At 68.7% G+C, this 20039-nt stretch carries 17 protein-coding genes and 1 tRNA gene; 15 read left to right on the top strand and 3 right to left on the bottom strand.

Going from position 1 to position 20039, the window contains the following annotated elements:
• The first annotated feature begins 73 nt into the window (after positions 1–73).
• Together O9335_RS07750 and O9335_RS07745 are read left to right on the top strand one after the other, a co-directional pair.
• Positions 74–148, top strand: a tRNA-Arg gene (locus O9335_RS07750).
• A gap of 57 nt (positions 149–205) precedes the next feature.
• Positions 206–1918, top strand: a complete 1713-nt coding sequence (locus tag O9335_RS07745) for an MFS transporter (RefSeq protein WP_298386064.1) — start codon at positions 206–208, stop codon at positions 1916–1918.
• Here O9335_RS07745 and O9335_RS07740 read toward each other — a convergent pair.
• Together O9335_RS07740 and O9335_RS07735 are read right to left on the bottom strand one after the other, a co-directional pair.
• The gene (locus O9335_RS07740; RefSeq protein WP_298386061.1) at positions 1873–3252 is read right to left on the bottom strand and encodes a sensor histidine kinase; all 1380 of its coding nucleotides are present in this window, start codon (positions 3250–3252) and stop codon (positions 1873–1875) included. The genes O9335_RS07745 and O9335_RS07740 overlap by 46 nt on opposite strands.
• Positions 3253–3306: 54 nt before the next feature.
• On the bottom strand, positions 3307–3798 hold the full coding sequence (locus tag O9335_RS07735; RefSeq protein ID WP_298386058.1) for a response regulator: 492 nt from the start codon (positions 3796–3798) through the stop codon (positions 3307–3309).
• A gap of 185 nt (positions 3799–3983) precedes the next feature.
• Between O9335_RS07735 and O9335_RS07730 the strand changes: the two genes are divergently transcribed.
• Positions 3984–4751 carry a ParA family protein gene (locus O9335_RS07730; protein WP_298386055.1) on the top strand — a complete coding sequence of 256 codons (768 nt, stop codon included), beginning with the start codon at positions 3984–3986 and terminating at the stop codon, positions 4749–4751.
• A 15-nt stretch (positions 4752–4766) separates the two neighbouring features.
• Here O9335_RS07730 and O9335_RS07725 read toward each other — a convergent pair whose 3' ends face one another.
• On the bottom strand, positions 4767–5000 hold the full coding sequence (locus O9335_RS07725) for a DUF2805 domain-containing protein (RefSeq protein ID WP_298386052.1): 234 nt from the start codon (positions 4998–5000) through the stop codon (positions 4767–4769).
• Positions 5001–5071: 71 nt separating this feature from the next.
• Here O9335_RS07725 and O9335_RS07720 point away from each other — a divergent pair, with 71 nt between their 5' ends.
• From O9335_RS07720 to O9335_RS07665, 12 genes are all read left to right on the top strand, one after another.
• Positions 5072–6556 (top strand): sigma 54-interacting transcriptional regulator, encoded by a 1485-nt coding sequence (locus O9335_RS07720; RefSeq protein ID WP_298386049.1) that lies wholly within the window; start codon positions 5072–5074, stop codon positions 6554–6556.
• 250 nt (positions 6557–6806) lie between these two features.
• Positions 6807–7937 (top strand): substrate-binding domain-containing protein, encoded by a 1131-nt coding sequence (locus tag O9335_RS07715; protein ID WP_298386108.1) that lies wholly within the window; start codon positions 6807–6809, stop codon positions 7935–7937.
• Between the two features lie 244 nt (positions 7938–8181).
• A complete protein-coding gene (locus O9335_RS07710) occupies positions 8182–8937 on the top strand; it encodes an ABC transporter ATP-binding protein (RefSeq protein WP_298386046.1) in 756 nt (251 codons plus the stop codon).
• Positions 8934–9668 (top strand): ABC transporter ATP-binding protein, encoded by a 735-nt coding sequence (locus O9335_RS07705; protein ID WP_298386043.1) that lies wholly within the window; start codon positions 8934–8936, stop codon positions 9666–9668. The genes O9335_RS07710 and O9335_RS07705 overlap by 4 nt, the downstream gene beginning before the upstream one ends.
• Before the next feature lie 85 nt (positions 9669–9753).
• A complete protein-coding gene (locus tag O9335_RS07700; protein ID WP_298386041.1) occupies positions 9754–10776 on the top strand; it encodes a branched-chain amino acid ABC transporter permease in 1023 nt (340 codons plus the stop codon).
• Positions 10776–11843: a branched-chain amino acid ABC transporter permease gene (locus O9335_RS07695; protein WP_298386038.1), complete on the top strand. Its 1068-nt coding sequence runs from the start codon at positions 10776–10778 to the stop codon at positions 11841–11843. The genes O9335_RS07700 and O9335_RS07695 overlap by 1 nt, the downstream gene beginning before the upstream one ends.
• Before the next feature lie 3 nt (positions 11844–11846).
• Positions 11847–12680: an alpha/beta hydrolase gene (locus tag O9335_RS07690; protein WP_298386035.1), complete on the top strand. Its 834-nt coding sequence runs from the start codon at positions 11847–11849 to the stop codon at positions 12678–12680.
• Positions 12681–12897: 217 nt separating this feature from the next.
• Positions 12898–13683 carry a 3-hydroxybutyrate dehydrogenase gene (locus O9335_RS07685; protein WP_298386032.1) on the top strand — a complete coding sequence of 262 codons (786 nt, stop codon included), beginning with the start codon at positions 12898–12900 and terminating at the stop codon, positions 13681–13683.
• Positions 13684–13928: 245 nt separating this feature from the next.
• Complete coding sequence (locus O9335_RS07680; RefSeq protein ID WP_298386029.1) at positions 13929–16094, top strand: TonB-dependent receptor; 2166 nt, start codon at positions 13929–13931, stop codon at positions 16092–16094.
• 23 nt (positions 16095–16117) lie between these two features.
• Complete coding sequence (locus O9335_RS07675; protein WP_298386026.1) at positions 16118–16966, top strand: alpha/beta fold hydrolase; 849 nt, start codon at positions 16118–16120, stop codon at positions 16964–16966.
• 382 nt (positions 16967–17348) lie between these two features.
• Entirely contained in the window at positions 17349–18137 is a 789-nt protein-coding gene (locus tag O9335_RS07670) for a YiiX/YebB-like N1pC/P60 family cysteine hydrolase (RefSeq protein ID WP_298386023.1), read from the top strand.
• Between the two features lie 60 nt (positions 18138–18197).
• Complete coding sequence (locus O9335_RS07665; RefSeq protein WP_298386020.1) at positions 18198–19967, top strand: IS1634 family transposase; 1770 nt, start codon at positions 18198–18200, stop codon at positions 19965–19967.
• Positions 19968–20039: the final 72 nt, after the last annotated feature.

Raw genomic sequence — 20039 nt, 5'->3', positions numbered from 1 at the left:
GGGAAAAACAAGGGGCGCAGTATAGCCAGCGGGGGGTGGCGGGCTTCGGGCGTCTACAATGGCGGGCTTCGCTGCGACCGTGGTGAAGTGGATATCATGCGGCCCTCCGAAGGCCGCGTCGCAAGTTCGATTCTTGCCGGTCGCGCCACAGCACATCCAGCGCCCGCTGTTTCTCACAGCGGGCGTTGTCGCATCTGGGGTCCTCATGTTGCCCAACCTGCTGGCCTCGCGACGCGGCCGACTCGGCGCCTTCTTCGCGCTGTACGTGACCGAGGGCATCCCTCTGGGCTTTGCCGTCACCGCCATCGCCACCTACCTGCGGCGCCTGGACGTGAGCCCGACCGAGATCGGTCTGTTCGTCGCCTCGTTCTACGTGCCCTGGAGCTTCAAGTGGGCCTTCGGCCCGGTGGTGGACGTGTTCCGATCGGCCCGCTTCGGGCACTACCGCGCCTGGATAATCGCCATGCAGGTGCTGATGGCCCTGAGCCTGAGCGGCCTGGTGGTGCTGGACCTGCCGAAACAGTTGGCGCTGTTCACCACCCTGCTGTTGGTGCACAACACCTTTGGCGCGGTGCAAGACGTCGCCATCGATGCGCTGGCGTGCAACACCCTAGCCGAGAACGAACGGGGCCTGGCCAACGGTTTGATGTTCGCCGGTGCGTCCTTGGGGCAGGCGATTGGCGGCGCCGGGGTGCTGATGCTGACGCCCTACACGGGCTTCCAGCCCACCTTTCTCTTCGTGGGGCTGGCGATCCTGACCGTCACCGGTTTGGTGGTGCTGCCGATGAAAGAGGCGGTGGTGGCCGCCGCAGCGTCGGCGCAGCACGGCGCGCAGCAGGCGAGCCGCGGTCTGGCGCAGGTGCTGGGTGAGATGCAGGCGTTTTCTGTGTCGGCCTTTCGGGCCTTCCTGGGCAGCCGGGGCGCCTATGCCGGGGTGCTGTTCTGCCTGTTGCCGGCAGGCGCCATGAGCCTGGGGCTGGCCCTGCAATCGAACTTGTCGGTGGAGTTGGGCTTCAACGACGCGCAAGTGGCGACGCTGACGCTGTGGTCGACCCTCGTGTCGGGCGTGTCGATGGTGCTGGGGGGCTGGTTGTCCGATCGACTGGGCCGGCGCCGCACCCTGGCGGTGTACACGGCGCTGATGAGCCTGCCCTGCCTGTACCTGGCGTGGGTGCTGTGGGGGCAGGGGCACGTGATGCCGCGTGCGGCCAGCGCCCGCCAACTCGACCCCGTGCTGGTGCAAGCCCTGTGGGTGGCCACCATGGCCTACAACGTGTTCATGGGGCTGCAGTACGGCACACGCACCGCAGCCATGATGGACGTGACCGATCCGCGCGTGGCTGGCACGCAGTTCACGGCTTACATGGCCCTGTCCAACGTCGCCATCGCCACGGCGGCCACGTGGCAGGGCATCGCGATCGACGCCTGGGGCTACCCGATCACGCTGATGGTGGACGCGGCGGTGGGCCTGTTGGGGCTGCTGCTGCTGCCCCTCATCCGGCCCGCCCGCCGCGCGGAGGACGACGGCGCGCCGGTGCGCCGCGCGCGCACGCTGTGCTTGGGGCTGGGCGTGCTGACGTTGCTCTGGCTGCCGCTCCAGGCCGTCTCCGGCGGCGAAGGGGGCCTGCGCTCCATCCTGGACACCCTGTTCACGCTGGTGTTCGTCGCCGGCGCGCTGGTGCTGCTGGCAGGGCGTGCCATGTCCCGCGAGGGCGGCGCCTGGGCCCGCTGGGCGCCTTGGGCGGCCTTGGGGATGGCGGCGCTGGCGCTGCGCCGCTTCTGGCCCGTGCCCGCGGCGCCCCATGGGGGGCCGATGCTGGCCTGGGCCGCGCTGGTGCTGCTGGGGGCCGTGCTGCTGCTGTGGGGCAGCCGTCAGCCCTGGACGGGCATGGCGCCGTCCGACGGGCCGGCGCGCTGATCGGACGGCGGCGGCGCCGGTGCCGGTGCCACGGCGGGCAGGCGCACGCGGAAACAGGCGCCTTGGCCGGGCTGGCTGTCCAGGCTGAGGCGGCCACCCAGTCGTTGCGAGACGAGGTTGTAGGCAATGGACAGCCCAAGGCCGCTGCCCCCGTCGCCCCGGCGGGTGGTGAAAAAGGGTTCGAACACCCGCCGCTGCAGGCTGGGGTCGATGCCCACGCCGTTGTCGCGCACGGCCAGCTCGGCCCCCCCGCCCGGGATCGCCTCCACGGTCACCGACAGTTGGGCATCGGGCCGGGGGGTGGGAAAGGCATGGCGCGCAGCGTTGGTGAGCAGGTTGGTCACCACCTGGATCAGGCTGCCTGGGTAGGTTCGCAGGCTGAGCCCCGCCGGCACGCTCAAGGGCACGGCCTCGCACACCGCTTTTGTGAGGGGGTTGAGGCTCATCAGCGTGCGCGACAGCAGGGGTTCGAGGTCCACAAGCTCCAGGGGGTCCGTGCATTGGTCGACGGCGGTCTGCTTGAAGCTTTCGACCAGGGTGGCCGCCCGGCGCAAATTGCCCTCCAGCAGGTCGATGGCTTGCTCTTGCTGCCGCAGCAGGGCCTGCAAATGCGAGCGCCGCAGTTGTCCGGCCGCCAAGGCCGCACCAAACTGGGCATGGACCTCCCGCAAAACGCTGGCCGCGGTGACCGACACGCCCAGGGGGGTGTTGATCTCGTGGGCCACGCCGGCCACCAGGCCGCCCAGCGCTGCCATCTTGTCGGTCTCGACGAGCTGATCCCTCAAGGCCACGACCTCTGCCGTGCGCCGGGCCACGCGGTCTTCGAGTTCTTGGTTCAGGCAGGCCAATGCCACTTGGGTGTCGCGCTGCTCACGCGCATTCAAGGCCCGGCCCACCAAGTCGCCCAAGCTGCCGGCAAAGGCAATGTCGTCGTCGCTCCAGGTGCGCGGTGCGCCCAAGTGTTCGGCACACACGACGCCGATCATGGCGCCGTGGTGGCGAATGGGCACGTCCAGCATGGCGTGGATGTTCAAGGGCTCGAGGTAGCCGGCAGTGAACTCGCGGGTGCTCGGGTCGGTGCGCGCGTTGTGGGCAGGGATGGCCCGCTCGTGCTGCAGGGCCTCGAAATAGGCGGGGTAATCCTGCCGATGCAGCACGGTGGCGTCGGATTCGGTGCCCGCCTGGCGGTCCACCAGCAGGCGGCAGCGCAGGGCGTTGCGCGCTTCGTCCAGGAACCACACCCCACCGCGGGCCACGTTGAGCCCCTCGCACAGGCTGTTCAGCACCAGCCGGATGGCCGCGTCGTCGGCGCCGCCGTCGATGAGCGGGCTCATCGAGACCCGTCTCATGATGGCGCGCAGTTCAGGCCGCATCGCCTGGCCCGACGTTCAGGCTGCAGCCCGCAAGGTGTCGCACAGCGCCTGCCGCAACACGGCGGCGCTGAGCTCGGTCTTGGCCCAGTAGGCATCGACATTGCCGCGCGCCAACACGGCGTCGCGCTCCACCCGCCCGGCCTGGCCGCTGCGCACCACCACGCGCATGGCCGACAGCTCCGGCTGGTGGCGGATGTGGTCGACCAAGTCCAAGCCCGCGTGCTCGGTTTCCATCACGACGTCGACCAAGGCGAGCGCGAAATGGGGGTCGCGCGCCAAGATGTCGCGGGCCTCGGCGGCGCTGTGGGCCAAGGTCAACGACAGGGTGCGTCCCGCACAACGGTGGCCCTTGAGCACCATCTCGGTCACCTCGAGCACCGTGGGCTCGTCGTCCACCACCAGCAAACGCCAGGGCGGCAACAGGCCGTCGGTGATGCTGGGCTCGGCGTCGTCGTCCGTCAACACCAGCTCGTCGGGGTCGTGAGACTCGCAAGATTCGCAGGTCATGGTGGGAGGGCAGGTAACCGTTGGAAGACCATTGTGGGACGCTGGGCGCCGGGCTCTGATCGCGCTAACCCTAGACTTCCCCTAGAGGAAGCACCCCAACCTAGGGGGGGTGAGCGAGCCGCCGCCCCAGCGCCATTGCTGCATCGCACAATAACTGCTTCTCGGATCGACCAGGAGTGCGGGTGATGCGTCGTGTGGTGTTCAACCAAAAGGGTGGGGTGGGCAAATCCACCATCGCCACCAACCTCGCCGCCATCGCGGCCAGCCAGGGCCAGCGCGTGCTGCTCATCGACCTGGACCGCCAGGGCAATGCCACCCGTTACCTGTTGGGCGACGAGCCGGCGCCCGAAGGCACGGGCAGCGCGGCGTTTTTCGAGAGCTCGTTGAAGTTCAGCGTGCGGCCCGCCAAGGCCACCGAATTCATCACCGAAACGCCCTTCGAGCGGCTGCACCTGATGCCCGCCAGCGCGGAGCTGGACGAGCTGCACAGCAAGCTGGAGACGCGGCACAAGATCTACAAACTGCGCGACGCGCTGAACGAGGTGGCCGAGGGCTACGACGAGGTGTGGATCGACACCCCGCCAGCGCTGAACTTCTACACGCGCTCGGCTCTCATCGCGGCCGACAGCTGCCTCATCCCCTTCGACTGCGACGAATTCGCGCGCCGCGCGCTGTACGAGTTGGTGCACAACGTGCAGGAGATCCAGGCCGACCACAACGAGGCCCTGCACGTCGAAGGCATCGTGGTCAACCAGTTCCAAGCGCGCGCCAGCCTGCCGCAACGCACGGTTCAGGCCTTGATCGACGAAGGCTTGCCGGTGCTGCAACCGTACCTGGGCAGCAGCGTCAAGGTGAAAGAAAGCCACGAACGCGCGCTGCCGCTGGTGCACATGGAGCCCGGCCACCCGCTGACGCAGGCCTACGTGGCGCTGTACGAGGGCCTGCGCGGCTGATCGGGGTTCCGTCGGTCAGCGTCCGAAGGGGAAGGTGGACTTGACGGTGGGGCGCTTGGCGGTCTTGTCGCGCGCCTGCCAAACCTTGAAGGCCGCCGGGCTGAGCTCGCGCTTGAGCAGTTGCACCAGCGCGCCAGGGCCCACGCCGCATTCGGCCTGGATGCGCGGGTAGGGCGGGGCGTCCTCGAAGGCCAGCTTCAACAGGCGCTGCAGGACGTCGGGGCTCAGGCGGGGGACGGGTTTGGCCATGCGGCATTGTCGGCCGCTCCTGGGCGCAATCCCGATGGCAGGCGCGCCGGTCTGGGTTCCAATCGCCGCCCATGTTGACCGACCCCAACCAGCGCCCCGCGCCCACGCCCGCCTTGCCGGCCGAGCTGGACGACGTGCTGCGCATGGCCGCGCAGTCCATGTTCGACCACCTGGCGGAGGCGGCGCAGGGCATGCTGCTGCTGGACCGCGAGCACCGCATCGTCTGGATCAGCGACGGCTACAAGCGCTTTTTGCCCGCGCTGGGCTTCGACCAGGCGACCGAGTTCGTCGGCCACCGCGTGGAAGAGGTGGTGCCCAACACCCTGCTGGCGCAGGTCATCGACAGCGGCCGGCCCATCCTCGTCGACCTGCTGACCAACAAGGCCGGCACCTTTGTGGTGAGCCGCCTGCCGCTGCGCGACCCGCACGGCGAGGTCATCGGCGCCATCGGCCTGGTGCTGGCCGACCACACCGAAAGCAGCCTGCAGCCCCTGGTGCAGAAGTTCGCCCACCTGCAGCAGCAGTTGGACGACGCGCGCCGGCAACTGAGCGAGCAGCGCCGGCCCAAGTACCAAATCACCAGCTTCGTGGGCACCAGCGCGGCGGCCATGGAGGTCAAGCGCCAGGCCCGCCGCGTGGCCACGCGCGACGCCACCGTGCTGCTGCTGGGCGAAACCGGCACCGGCAAAGAGCTGCTGGCCCACGCCATCCACGCCGCCAGCCCGCGCGCCGCCAAGCCCTTGGTCGGCATCAACATCGCCGCCATCCCCGACACCCTGCTGGAAGCCGAGCTCTTCGGCGTGGCCCCGGGCGCCTTCACCGGCGCCGACCGCAAGGGGCGCGACGGCAAGTTCGCCATCGCCGATGGCGGCACCTTGTTCCTGGACGAAATCGGCGACATGCCGCTGGCCTTGCAAAGCAAGCTGCTGCGCGTGCTGCAAGAGCAAGAGTTCGAGCCCCTGGGCAGCAACAAGGTGCACCGCATCGACGTGCGCGTCATCGCCGCCACCAGTCGCGACCTCAGCGCCATGGTGGCCGCGGGCGAGTTCCGCGCCGACCTGTACTACCGCCTGGCGGTGCTGCCCATCCGCGTGCCGCCGCTGCGCGAGCGGCGCGACGACATCGAAGCCTTGGTCGAGAGCTTGAGCGAGGACATCGCCCGCCGCTCGGGCATGCCGCTGCGCATGCTGGAGCCCGACGCCATCGAGCTGCTGTCGCGCCAGGCCTGGCCGGGCAACATCCGCGAGTTGCGCAACGCGCTGGAGCAGGCCAGCATGATGAGCGACGACCTGCACCTGGGCGCGCGCCACTTTGCCGGGCTGCTGCCCGACGCTCCCGCAGTGGCGGCCGCCCCCGCGAAGCCCAGCAGCGCCCCCGACGCCGCCGTGGCCCCGGCCGACGTGCTGCGCCCGCTGTCGGAGCAAATCGCCGACGTCGAGCGCCACGCCATCGCCGCCGCGCTGGCGCACACCCAGGGCAACAAGGTGGCCACGGCCAAGCTGCTGCGCATGTCGCGCGCGGCCCTGTACGAAAAGATCGCGCTGTACGGCTTGTGAGCAGGCGATCTGCCTGAAATTTGGACGGCGTTTTGGCGCTGTCTGAACTTCGGGCATGCGCCGGCGGCGCTTTCCCCTTCTGGCCCCGCAAAACCAAGGGGGAACCCGCAGAAGCGCCGCCGTGGCATGGGCCTTGCAATTCGGCTTTCACTGCTCACGGAGACACCCGATGCATTTCCTCCCGCTCCCCCGCCGCGGGCTGGGCCGCGCGCTCTTGGTCGCCGCCCTGTCCCCCCTCGCCTTGCACGCCATGCCGGCCGCGGCGCAAGAGGTGCGCATCGCCCACGTCTACAGCAAGAGCGGCCCGCTCGAGGCCTATGGCAAGCAAACGCACACCGGCCTGATGCTGGGGCTGCAGTACGCCACCAACGGGACGATGGCGGTCAACGGCCGCAAGCTGGTGGTCATCGAGAAGGACGACCAGGGCAAGCCCGACGTGGGCAAGAGCCGCCTGGCCGCCGCCTTCGACGACGACCGCGCCGACCTGGCCGTGGGCCCCACCAGCTCCAGCGTGGCCCTGGCCCTGCTGCCCGTGGCCGAGGAGTACGGCAAGGTGCTGATCGTCGAGCCGGCCGTGGCCGACTCCATCACCGGCGACAAATGGAACCCCTTCGTCTTCCGCACCGGGCGCAACAGCTCGCAAGACGCCATCGCCAACGCCGTGGCGCTGGACAAGCCGGGCACCACCATCGCCACCCTGGCGCAGGACTACGCCTTCGGCCGCGACGGCATCAAGGCCTTCCGCGAGGCGCTCAAGACCGCCAAGCTGGTGCACGAGGAGTACCTGCCCACCACCACCACCGACTTCACCGCCGGGGCACAGCGCCTGATCGACAAGCTCAAGGGCCAGCCGGGCCGCAAGGTGATCTTCATCCTGTGGGCCGGGGCGGGCAACCCGTTCAAGATCGCCGACCTGGACCTGAAGCGCCACGGCATCGAGATCGCCACCGGCGGCAACATCTTGCCGGCCATGACGGCCTACCGCCAGTTCCCGGGCATGGAAGGGGCCACCTACTACTACTTCGGCCTGCCCAAGAACCCGGTCAACGAGTGGCTGGTGGCCAACCACACCAAGCAGTTCAAGGCCCCGCCCGACATGTTCACCGCCGGCGGCATGACGGCCGGCATCGCCATCGTGGAGGCCCTGAAGAAGACCGGTGGCGACCCCAAGGCCGCCAAGCTGCAAGGCGCGCTCAAGGGCCTGAAGTTCCTGTCGCCCAAGGGCGAGATGTTCATTCGCCCGCAGGACCACCAGGCGATGCAGTCGATGTATCACTTCCGGATCAAGGTGGACCCGGCCTTCGACTGGGGCGTGCCGGAGTTGGTGCGCGAGATCAAGCCGTCGGAGATGAACGTCCCGATTCGCAACGGGGCTCGGTAGGCCACCCGCTCGGACGGAGCCCCCAGCCCCGTTCGACCTGAAACCCGTCACCGTTCGGCTTGAACCCCTCCTCCGATTGGCCTGAACCCCTCGCCCGTTCGGGCTGAGGTATCGAAGCCCTCGCGCGGTCTGGGCGCGCCTTCGATACCTCAGGCCGAACGGGGTTGGATGACGCGCTCCGAAGAACCGCAAAGCCAACACCCCCAATGCCTGCGACAACCGCTTCCTCATCAGCAACCGCACCGTGCTCGAAACCCAAGACTTGACCATCCGCTTCGGCGGGCACGTGGCGGTGGACCGCGTGTCCTGCCGCTTCGCGCCCGGCACGCTGACGGCCATCGTCGGCCCCAACGGCGCCGGCAAGACGACCTACTTCAACCTGGTCAGCGGGCAGTTGCCCGCCACCTCGGGCAAGGTGCTGCTGAACGGCGAAGACCTCACCGCCTTGAGCGCGCCGCTGCGCACGCGCAAAGGGCTGGGCCGGGCCTTCCAGCTGACGCAGCTCTTCCCGAACCTCTCGGTGCTGGAGAACGTGCGCCTGGCCGTGCAAGCACGGCACGGTGTGGGCTTGCGCATGCTCAGCGTGTGGCTGAACCACCGCGCGCTCATCGACGAAGCGCAGGCCCTGCTGGACCGCGTGCGCCTGGGCTCACGCGCCGACGCGTTGGCCGCCAGCCTGCCGCACGGCGACCAGCGCAAGCTCGAGGTGGCGGTGCTGATGGCCTTGAAGCCGAAGGTCTACCTTTTCGACGAACCCACCGCCGGCATGAGCGTGGACGAGGTGCCCGTGGTGCTGGACCTGATCCGCGAGCTCAAGCGCGAGGGTCAGCACACGATCTTGCTGGTGGAGCACAAGATGGACGTGGTGCGCGAACTGGCCGACCGCATCGTCGTGTTGCACCAGGGGCAGCTGGTGGCCGATGGCGAACCCGAGGCGGTGATCGCGTCGCCGGTGGTGCAAAACGCTTATTTGGGCGTGTCGTCGGAGGTCGCCGCATGAGCACGCCACTCCTTCAACTCCAAGGCGTCCACACCCACATCGGGGCGTACCACATCCTCCATGGCGTCGACCTCGCCGTGCCCGAGGGCGAGGTGACCATGCTGCTGGGCCGCAACGGCGCCGGCAAGACGACCACGCTGCGCACCATCATGGGCCTGTGGGGCGCCAGCCAAGGCACGCTCACCTTCGCCGGCGCGCCGCTGCCGCGCGCCACGCCCGAGGTGGCGCAGGCCGGCATCGCCTACGTGCCCGAGACCATGGGCATCTTCAGCGACCTGACGGTGGCCGAGAACCTGCTGCTCGCCGCGCGCGGTGCGCAGCGCCTCGCCGACTTGGACGGCGAGCGCTTGGACTGGCTCTTTGGCCTCTTCCCCGCGCTGAAGAAGTTCTGGCTCTACCCCGCCGGCAAGCTCAGCGGCGGGCAAAAGCAGATGGTGGCCATCGCCCGCGCGATGGTCGAGCCGCGGCGCCTGCTGCTGATCGACGAGCCCAGCAAGGGCCTGGCGCCTGCCATCGTGCAGAACCTGATCGAGGCGCTGCGCGCGCTCAAAGCCCAGCGCACCACGGTGCTGCTGGTGGAGCAGAACTTCGCCGTGGCCCAGGCCCTGGGCGACCGCGTGGCCGTGATGGACAACGGCCGCGTGGTGCACGCCGGGGCCATGCAGGACTTGATCGACGACGAGGCCAAGCAGCAAGAGTTGCTGGGCCTGAGCCTAGGAGCGCACCAGTGAGCCCCCCGTCTACGGCCCTTCGGGCCTTCGCCACCCCCCGAGGGGGCCGCCTCCGCTCGGGAGCGGCCCTTCGCTGGAGGCACTCATGAGCATCACTGCAGCGGAATCGGTGCCGAAAGAGCGCCCCGACCTCGCCCCCCTGGCCCTGCTGGGCGCCGTGGCCCTGCTGGCCTGGCCGCTGATCGGCAGCGGCAGCACCTGGGCCACGCTCACCCTGGCCGGGCTGGCCATGGGCCTGATCGTGTTCATCATCGCCTCGGGCCTGACACTCGTGTTCGGCCTGATGGACGTGCTGAACTTCGGCCACGGCCTGTTCATCGCGCTGGGCGCCTTCGTGGCCACCAGCGTGCTCGGCGCGGGCGGCTGGTTGTTCGACTGGTCGATCTCACCCAGCGTGCTGGCCAACCTGGGCGCCGTGGCCATCGCCTGCACGGTGGGCATGGCGGTGGCGGCCGGCGTGGGCCTGGCCTTCGAGCGCGTGCTGGTGCGGCCGGTGTATGGCCTGCACCTGAAGCAGATCCTCATCACCATGGGCGGGATGATCGTGGGCGAGGAACTGCTGAAGATGCAGTACGGCTCGCAGCTCGTGCCCCTGCCCATGCCGGAAAGCCTGCGTGGTTCCTTCGTGCTGGGCGACGTGGCGGTGGAGCGCTTTCGCGTGCTGGCCATGCTCGTGGGCGTGGCTGTGCTGCTGGGCCTGCTGTGGGTGCTGAATCGCACGAAGGTGGGCCTCTTGATCCGCGCCGGCGTGCAAGACCGCGAGATGGTCGAGAGCCTGGGCTACCGCATCCGCCGTCTCTTTGTCGGCACCTTCGTCGTCGGCTCTGCCCTGGCCGGCCTGGGCGGCGTGCTGTGGGGCCTGTACCAGCAGGGGGTGACGCCGCGCATCGGGCACGAGGTCAACGTGCTGCTGTTCATCGTCATCATCATCGGCGGCCTGGGCTCCACCGCCGGTTGCTTGGTGGGCGCGCTGCTGGTGGGCCTGGTGGCCAACTACACCGGCTTCTTGGCGCCCAAAGCGGCGCTGTTTTCGAACATCGCGCTGATGGTGCTGGTGCTGCTGTGGCGGCCCGAAGGCCTCTACCCGGTGGCACGGAGGGCTGGGTGATGGTGCGCGCACTGCTTTCTCACGACCTGCCGCGCAGCCGCTGGCTGACGCTGCTGCTCGTCGTCACCGTGCTGGGCCTGGCCCTGGCGCCGTTCCTGTTCCCGGGCACCAAGTCGCTGAACGTGGCGGCCAAGGCCCTGGTGTTCATCGCGCTGGTGGTCAGCTACGACCTGCTGCTGGGCTACACCGGCATCGTGTCGTTCGCGCACACGATGTTCTTTGGCATCGGGGCCTACGGCATCGCCATCGCCAGCAGCCGCATGGAGCCGAGCTGGACGGCGCTGGGCCTGGGCCTGGGCGCCGCGCTGCTGGCCTCGCTGCTGCTGTCGCTGGTGATCGGCCTGGCCTCGCTGCGGGTCAAGGCCATCTTCTTCGCCATGATCACGCTGGCCGTGGCCTCGGCCTTCCTGACCCTGGCCTCGCAGCTGAGCGAGTTCACGGGCGGCGAGGACGGCCTGAACTTCCGCCTGCCCGCGCTCTTGCGCCCGGCCACGCAGTTCCTGGACGAGCCCCTGTTCGGCGTGGCGGTCGACGGCCGGCTGCTGACCTACTACCTCGTGTTCTTCACCGTGGCGGCGCTGGTGCTCTTGATGCTGCGCATCGTCAACTCGCCCTTCGGCCGCGTGCTGATGGCCATCCGCGAGAACGCCTTCCGCGCCGAGGCCATCGGCTACCGCACCGTGGTCTACCGCACCGCGTCCAACGTGCTGGCGGCCCTCTTCGCCACCGTGGCCGGCGCGCTGCTGGCGCTGTGGCTGCGCTACGCCGGGCCCGAGACCTCGATGTCCTTCGAGATCATGCTGGACGTGCTGCTCATTGTCGTCATCGGCGGCATGGGCACGGTCTACGGCGCCGTCATCGGCTCGGTGCTCTTCGTGCTGGCGCAGAACTACCTGCAAGACCTGATGCGCCTGGCCGAGGGCCCCCTGGGCGGCGTGCCGGTGCTGGGCGCTTTGGTGTCGCCCGACCGCTGGCTGCTGTGGCTGGGCGTACTGTTCATCTTGTCGGTGTATCACTTCCCCACCGGCATCGTCGGGCGCCTGCGCGCGGCGGCTGGCAAGCGCTGAGCCATGCAAAGCCGCTACCTCCGCTGCGCCGGACGCGAGCTCCACCTGACCGACTGGGGCGCGCCTGACGGTGAGGTCGTCGTCGCCTGGCACGGCCTGGCGCGCACGGGGCGCGACATGGACCCGCTGGCGCAGCACCTGAGCGCGCGCTTTCGCGTGATCTGCCCCGACACCCTCGGTCGCGGCCTGTCGCAATGGAGCCCGCGGCCCGAGGCCGAGTACTGCCTGGACTTCTACGCCGAGCTGGCGGAAAGCATGCTGGACCAGCTCGGCGTCGAGCGCTGCCATTGGGTGGGCACCTCGATGGGCGGCGCCATCGGCCTGGTGGCGGCCGACGGGCGCCTGCGCCACCGCATCCAGCGCCTGGTGCTGAACGACATCGGCCCCGAGCTGGAGCCCGCGGCGCTGCGCCGCATCCGCGACTACGCCGGCGCGCCGCCGGCCTTCGCCACGCTGACCGAGCTGGAGGCCTACTTCCGGCAGGTCTACGCGCCCTACGGTTGGTTGAGCGACGCGCAGTGGCGCTCGCTGACCGAAACCTCGGTGCGCCGCCTGCCCGACGGCCGCGTGACGCCGCACTACGACCCGGCCATGGTGATGCAGTTCGTGCACCACCCCGACGACTACGCGCGCTGGCCCGCCTGGGACCGCCTGAGCCTGCCCGTGCTGGTGCTGCGCGGTGCCGACTCCGACCTGCTCACGCCCGCCGTGTTCGACGCCATGCGCAACCGCGGCCCCCGCGCCGTGGGCGTGACGATCGAGGGCTGCGGCCACGCCCCGGCGCTGAACACGCCCGAGCAATGGGGCTTGGTGGAGAGGTTCTTGATGGCGGCTTGAGATCAGCGCGGGGCTTCGACACCTCAGCCCGAACGGGGACGGCTTCATCCCTCCCCCGCCACGATCCCGACTCACCGGCTTTGCCGCCCCAGCTCTTCCGCCATCCCTTGCACTCAAGCTCCGTTCGCCCTGCACCTTCGACAAGCTCAGGCCAGGGTCGGCCTAGCGGCCGATCGAAGGGCCCGCTCCGCTTCCACGGCCTTCCACCAAACAACCCATGTCCCTCCACACCCGAACCGCCCTCGTCACCGGATCCACCCAAGGCATCGGCCTGGCCATCGCCGAATCGCTGGCCCGCGCCGGCGCCCAGGTCGTGCTGCACGGCATCGAGCCCGACGCGCAAGGCGCTGAGGTGGCCGCGCGCCTGCAGGCGCAAACGAAGGTGCGCTGCGCCTACGTGAGTGCCAACCTGATGGACGAAGCCCAAGCGGCCGACTTGGTGGCGCAGGCGGAAAGCGCCCTGGCGCCCATCGACATCCTGGTCAACAACGCCGGCATCCAGTTCACCTGCCCCGTGGCCGAGTTCCCGGCCGAGCGCTGGAACGCCATCCTGGCGGTGAACCTCAGCGCCTGCTTTCACACCATGAAGGCGGCCATTCCCGGCATGCGCCAGCGCCGCTGGGGGCGGCTCATCAACATCGCCTCGGTGCACGGCCTGGTGGCCTCGCTGAACAAGGGGGCGTATCTCGCGGCCAAGCACGGCCTGGTGGGCCTGAACAAGGGCGTGGCGTTGGAGACGGCCACCGACGGCATCACCGCCAACTGCATTTGCCCGGGCTGGACCGACACGGCGCTGATCCAGCCCCAGATCGAGGCCCGCGCCGCCGCGGTGGGGGGCGACCGCGAGGCCGGCATCCGCGAGCTGCTGCGCGAAAAGCAACCCAACCTGACCCTGCTGCCGCCTTCGGCCTTGGGCGAGGTGGCGGTGTTCTTGTGCAGCCCCGCCGCGGCCGGCATCACCGGGGTGGCCTTGCCGGTGGATGGTGGGTGGACAGCGCAGTGAGGCGCGCTGTCTGAATCCCGATCACTGACCGCGCAGCAGACAGCCCCCGCCCGCCCCATCGCCTGCACCGACAGCGCTCCTGCCCTGGGGCGAGGCTGCCGCATGGCCGTGCGGGCCGGTGCGGTGATGGTTTTCCCGGACTGTCACCGATCCGGCACGCAGCTTGCGCTCCAAGCACCGTCAGCGACCGCGCGCCCTGGGCCGTGCCGGGCTCGCCGCCAACCCCACCGACACAGGAGACCCCCATGACTTCCCCGTTCCCGCTGCGCTTGCTCACCCTCAGCCTGATGGCCGCCTTCGCGGCACCCGCCGCCACCGCGCAAGCCGCAGCCGCGGCCGATGGCGCTTCCGCCGAAAAGCTGGAGACCATCGTCGTCACCGCCCGCAAGCGCGAGGAAACCTTGAAGGACGTGCCCGTGGCCGTCACCGCGCTCAGCGGCGACAGCTTGGACCGCTTGAACGTCAAGAACCTTGGGGACTTGCAGGGCAACGTGCCCAACCTCACCATCTACGCAGCCCGCGGCAGCAACACCACGCTGACCACCTTCATCCGCGGCGTCGGCCAGGCCGACCCGCTGTGGGGCGTGGACCCCGGTGTGGGCATCTACTTGGACGACGCCTACATCGCCCGCCCGCAAGGCGCGCTGCTGGAGGTGTTCGACGTGCAGCGCGTGGAAGTGTTGCGCGGCCCGCAGGGCACGCTGTACGGCAAGAACACCATCGGCGGCGCCGTGAAGTACGTGAGCAAGCCACTGGGCACCGCCACCACGGGCAGCGCCAGCCTGACCCTGGGCAGCTACGGCCAGGCTCAGATCAAGGGCTCGCTCGGCGGCTCGACGGCCGACGGCCAAGTGCGGGCCCGCTTCGCCGCCGCCTCGCTGAACCGCGAGGGCTACGGCATCAACCTGACCGATGGCAGCGACGTCTCCAACCAGCGAACCGACGCCGCGCGCGTCAGCCTGGGCTGGTTCCCCAGCGGCTCCAGCTTCAGCCTGCAAGCCACCGCCGACGAGACGCGCGACACCTCGAACATGCGTGGCTTCCAACGCATGGGCGTCAACCCCTCGGCGCCCACCGTGCCGCCCAGCACGCACCGCTACAACATCGCCAGCGGCATGCCCAACCAGAACAGCACCGACAGCGGTGGCCACAGCTTCACCGCCCAATACGCCTTGAGCGACGACTGGCGGGTGAAGTACATCCACAGCTACCGCAGCAGCGAAACCGACACCAGCATCGACTTCGACGGCTTGCCGAACAAGATCGCCGACGTGCGCGCCTTCTACGCCGATGCCTCGCGCAGCCACGAGCTGCAACTGGCCGGCACCGATGGGGTCATCGGCTTGTACCGCTTCGAAGGCCGCGCTGGCGGACGTGTGCGCAACAACTTCTTCAACCTGCTGTTCGGCGACACCAACGGCCAGGTGCTGACCACCGGCACCGCGCTGTTCGGCGAGTGGGATTGGAAGCTCATGCCCCGCCTGGGCTTGACCACCGGCCTGCGCTACACGCAGGAGGAAAAGCGCGCCATCGTGCTCAACCGCTCGTTCTCCAACGACACCTTCACCGTGCCCACCGCGACCTCGGCCAACTTCGACCAAACGCGCAAGGTGAGCAACACCAGCCCCAAGCTCTCCCTGGCCTACGAGCTGAGCAACACCACCAACCTTTACGCCACGCTGTCGCGCGGTTTCAAGAGCGGCGGCTACAACATCCGCGCCAACACCGCAGCCGTGCCGGCGTCGGGTCGTCCGTTCGACGACGAAGTGCTCGACAGCCTCGAGCTCGGCGCCAAGATGCAGCTCGGCACGCTGGAGCTCAACACCGCGGCCTTCTTCAACCAGTACAAGAACGTTCAGCTGTCCATCTTCACGGCGTACACCACGCCGCAGGGTCAGCCGGCCTTCTTTGGCGACTTCACCAACGCCGGCAAGGCCGACGTGAACGGGCTGGAAGCCGAGTTCATCTGGCGCCCCAGCAGCAGCTGGCAGGTGCGTGGCAACGCGGCCTACACCAACGCCAAGTACAAGGAGTACATCGACCGTGGCGTGAACGTGGCCAGCCAAAAGAAGTTCACCAACACGCCCAAGTTCAGCGGCGCGCTCGACGTGGAGCACCGCACCAGCCTGGGCCCTTGGGGCGAACTGCGCAGCCGCGTGGGCGTCAGCCACCGCAGCAAGGTCTACCCGACCACCGACCTGAGCGAGGTCATCGCCCAGCCCGGCTTCACCCTGCTCAACGCCGGTCTGATCTGGCAGGTGAACCCCCAGCTCAGCTACAGCCTGCAAGGCAGCAACCTGACGGACAAGGCCTACCGCACCGACGGTTACAACATCCCAGCCCTCGGGGTGCTGAGCGGCTTTTATGGCGCTCCGCGCACCGTCAGCGTGACGGCCGCTTACCGCTTCTGAGCCCGAGCTGGCGCGACGACCGCATGCCGCCGATCCCTCGCTACTTCCACAGCGACGACGGACTGCGGCTGCACGTGGCCGACTGGCTGGCCCCGCGCGCCGACGCGCCCGTGCTGCTGTGCCTGCCCGGGCTCACGCGCAACGGGCGCGACTTCGCGCGGCTGGCCCAGCGCGCCCAAGCGGCCGGTTGGCGCGTGCTCTGTCCCGACCAGCGCGGGCGCGGTCTGTCGGAACGCGACCCGGACCCGCGCCGCTACCGCCCCGACCGCTACGTGGCCGACATGCTCACCCTGCTGGACCAGCTCGGCGTGGCGCAGGTGAGCATCGTCGGCACCTCGCTGGGCGGGATGATGGGCACCATGCTGGCCGCGATGCAACCGGGGCGGGTGCAGCGCCTGGTCCTCAACGACGTGGGTCCGGTGCTCGAGGCCCAGGGCCTGGCCCGCATCGCCGGCTACGTCGGGCAGCAACCGCCCGCCGACAGCCTGGATGACGCCATCGCCCGCACCGCCCGAACCCAGGCCACCGTCTTTCCCGACTTCGACCCGGCCGACTGGTGCCAGATGGTGGCCGACACCCACCGCGTGGAAGATGGCCAATGGTGGCCCGACTACGACCCCGCCATCGCCCAGGGCCTGGCCAACGGCAGCGCCACGCCGCCGCTGTGGCCGTTGTTCGATGCGGCCCGAGACCTGCCCATGCTCCTGCTGCGCGGCGCCCTGAGCGACTTGCTCAGCGCCGACACCGTGGCCGCCATGCGCGATCGCCTGCCCCAGCTGCAGGCCGTCGAGGTGCCCCAGCGCGGCCACGCGCCCACGCTGAACGAAGCCCAGGCCCGCGCCGCGCTGGACGCCTTCTTGCTGGCGCCCTGAGCGGCCGCGCGCCCAGCCCTCGAGCCGAGGCCTGGAGGCGACCGATATCCAAGTTTTGATCGTCAGCCGAGAGTGATCGCCGACGTGGGGCCCGCGTCCTGGCTTGGCAAAGTCTTGAACGTGGGCTCCTGGCGCTCGCCATCGGCGCACGCATGCGATGTCAATGTCTTGACGCACCGAGTGCGAGCTGGCGCGCCGAAGGTCGACCGACTCCTACAGGCTGGGTGCTGCCAGTCGAGTCTTGTCCGGCCGCAGGGACCTGCCGACCCGAAGCAGACGATCGCGATCGACGACCGTGCAAATGTCGGAGGCAGAAAGCGCTGGACTTGGCCTGACGCCGGCAGCCAGCGCATGCGGGAAAGTGCGGCAACTAAGATTTTGTATGAATCCACTTCAGCAAATCGCCAGGAAAGCCGCTACCGCTGGCATCCTGCAAGCAATTGGTTCTCCTGAAAGGTCGGAGCAGTTGCTGGCGCAGCTAAGGGAACTGCCGGACAGCGCCTTGGACTCCATGGCGGCACTCTATGGAATTCCGGAAGAGCAGCACCCGATATTCCGAGCCCACATGCGGGGCCAGCAGAATCCGTTCTTGGACGAGTTGGGCGGCGTGGACGGCAAGCTGCACATCGGTGATGTGATTCTCATGACTGGGTCGAGCGCTCGGTCCAAAGCGCTCGTCGCGGCCCAGAAGCCCTTTTACCTGAGGGCTCGCTCCAGTCACGTGGCTATCGTTCATGCGGATTTCGTTTGCCTTGACGCAATCCCTGGCGTAGGGGTCTCCAATCGACTTATCCAAGAAGTGCTGAGTGATGTCGACGACGACTGGCGAGTCATCCGATTCAAGGGTGTCAGCGCTGACCATATTGATCTCTTGATGCGGGCGTGTGCCTTCTATCTGGCGCAGCCTTACAAGCTCAGGCCACGCTGGCGCTCGGGCAAAGAGTCCGCCTACTGCTCAGAGCTGGCACGCAAGATCTTTCTTGACTGCGGCATAACCAGGTCCGGAATTCCAGTCGGCCCTATCGTTGCACCAGCCCACTTCGACGAGCTGGCAGACATGCACCCCAAGTTCGACAGTTCCGCGCCCAATTCGGCGACAACGGCTGATCGAAGGCACGTCGAATCAACAACTTGCAGCGCTCATCGGGCCGCTTTGGCCGAACGTGTGTAGTGGCACGTTTGCAGATGTATGTAGTTTCCGTTTTCTGCCATCCCAGCTACACTCGCGGCCATGTTCATCAAGGTCACGAGCTCCGGCGGGCGCCGCTACGCGCAGTTGGTGGAGTCGTACCGCAACGACGCCGGCCAGCCCCGTCAACGCACGCTGGCCACGCTCGGCCGGCTCGAGCCCGGTGGTGACGTCGATCGCCTGATCGACGCCCTCGGTCGCGCGCAAGGCCGCGAGAACACAACCGGCGGGTCGACCCGCATCACCGACCTTCGCTTCCTGGATGCCCGCGCCGCCGGCGACGTCTGGGCGCTGTGGCAGCTGTGGCGGGCGTTGGACCTGGAGGGTCTGTCGCTCGCGTGGCGCCGCTCCAGGAGCGAGCTCGACGTGCTGGCCTGCCTGCGCGCGATGGTCTTCAACCGGCTGTGCGACCCGGCCTCCAAGCTCGGTGTGCTGCGCTGGCTGCAGACGGTGGCGCTGCCGCGCGGCTTCGGCTTCGATGGCAGTCTGCCCGAGCATCAGCACCTGCTGCGCGCAATGGACGTCATCGACGATCACGCCGATGCGATCAACGAACGACTTGCGCTGCTGATGCGCCCGTTGATCGACCAGGAGCTGTCGGTCGTGTTCTACGACCTCACCACCATCAAGGTGCACGGCGAAGCGGTGGTCGACGGCGACGTGCGCGACCTCGGCAAGTCCAAGGACGGCGGGGTGGCGCGCCAGTTTGTGCTGTCGCTGGTGCAGACCGCCGAGGGGCTGCCCATCGCGCATGAGGTCCACCCAGGCAACACGTCAGAGGCCAAGACGCTGCTGCCGATGATCCGCGCGCTGTTGGAGCGCTGGCCGCTCAAGCGCGTGGTCCTGGTGGCCGATCGCGGCCTGCTGAGCTTGAACAACCTGCAGGAGCTTGCGCAGCTGCAGGCCGAACTTGACGCGACCGGCCGCGGCGTGCGTTTGGAGTACGTGCTGGCGGTGCCGGCCGCGCGGTACGGCGAGTTCCGCGACGAGCTCAAGGCATTGGATGCCAGCCACGATGCGGCGCTTACTTGGATCGACGAACTGCTCTGGGCCACGGGGGGCGAGAAGGACACGGCAGGCCCGCCAATGCAACACCGATTGGTGGTCGCCCACGACCCCGTGGTGGCGCAGCGGCGCAGCCAGGCCAGGCGCGAGCAGATGCGCGAGTTGATCGCGCTGGGCGAGCAGTGGGGCGGACGGCTGGACGCGCAGGAGGCCGGCCAGCGGCGACGCGGTCGGCCGCTGTCGGACTCGGGTGCCAAGGCGCGGCTGTACCACGCCGTCAAGGATGCCAACCTGGCACATCTGATCCAGGTGGACCTGCACAGCGAGCTGTTCCAGTTCACCGTCGACGAACAGCGGCTGCAGTACCTCGAAGGGCTGGACGGCAAGCTGCTGCTGGTGACGAACACCGACGCACCGGCCGCTGAGGTCGTGCAGCGCTACAAGAGCCTGGCGGACATCGAGCGCGGCTTCCGAGCGCTCAAGAGCGAGATCGAGATCGGGCCGGTGCACCACCGGCTGCCACGTCGGATCCGCGCCCATGCGTTGGTGTGCTTCCTGGCGCTGATCCTCCATCGTGTGCTGCGCATGCGACTGAAGGCCAGCGACCGCCAGGAGTCCCCGGCGCGGTTGCTGGAGCAGTTGAGGCGGATCCATCAACAGACGGCGCAAACTCCCGATGGGCAGTGGCTGCGCGGTCTGACCGAAATCGGTGCCGCGCAGCGGGAGCTGTTCGCTGCGGTCGGGCTACCGGTTCCGACGCCTGCCGGCCTCATGCCGCCAGACGCGGGAAGACAACCCGACGGTTGACTTGTAGTCTGCGGATTGAGGTCGGCCGCATATCAAATCAACAACTTACGCGCCGTAAGTGTCGAACTTGGG

The organism is Inhella sp., assembly GCF_027532025.1.
Taxonomy (GTDB): domain Bacteria; phylum Pseudomonadota; class Gammaproteobacteria; order Burkholderiales; family Burkholderiaceae_C; genus Inhella.
Note: the sequence above shows the minus strand (reverse complement) of the source record. Positions and strands in the feature narration are given on the sequence as shown.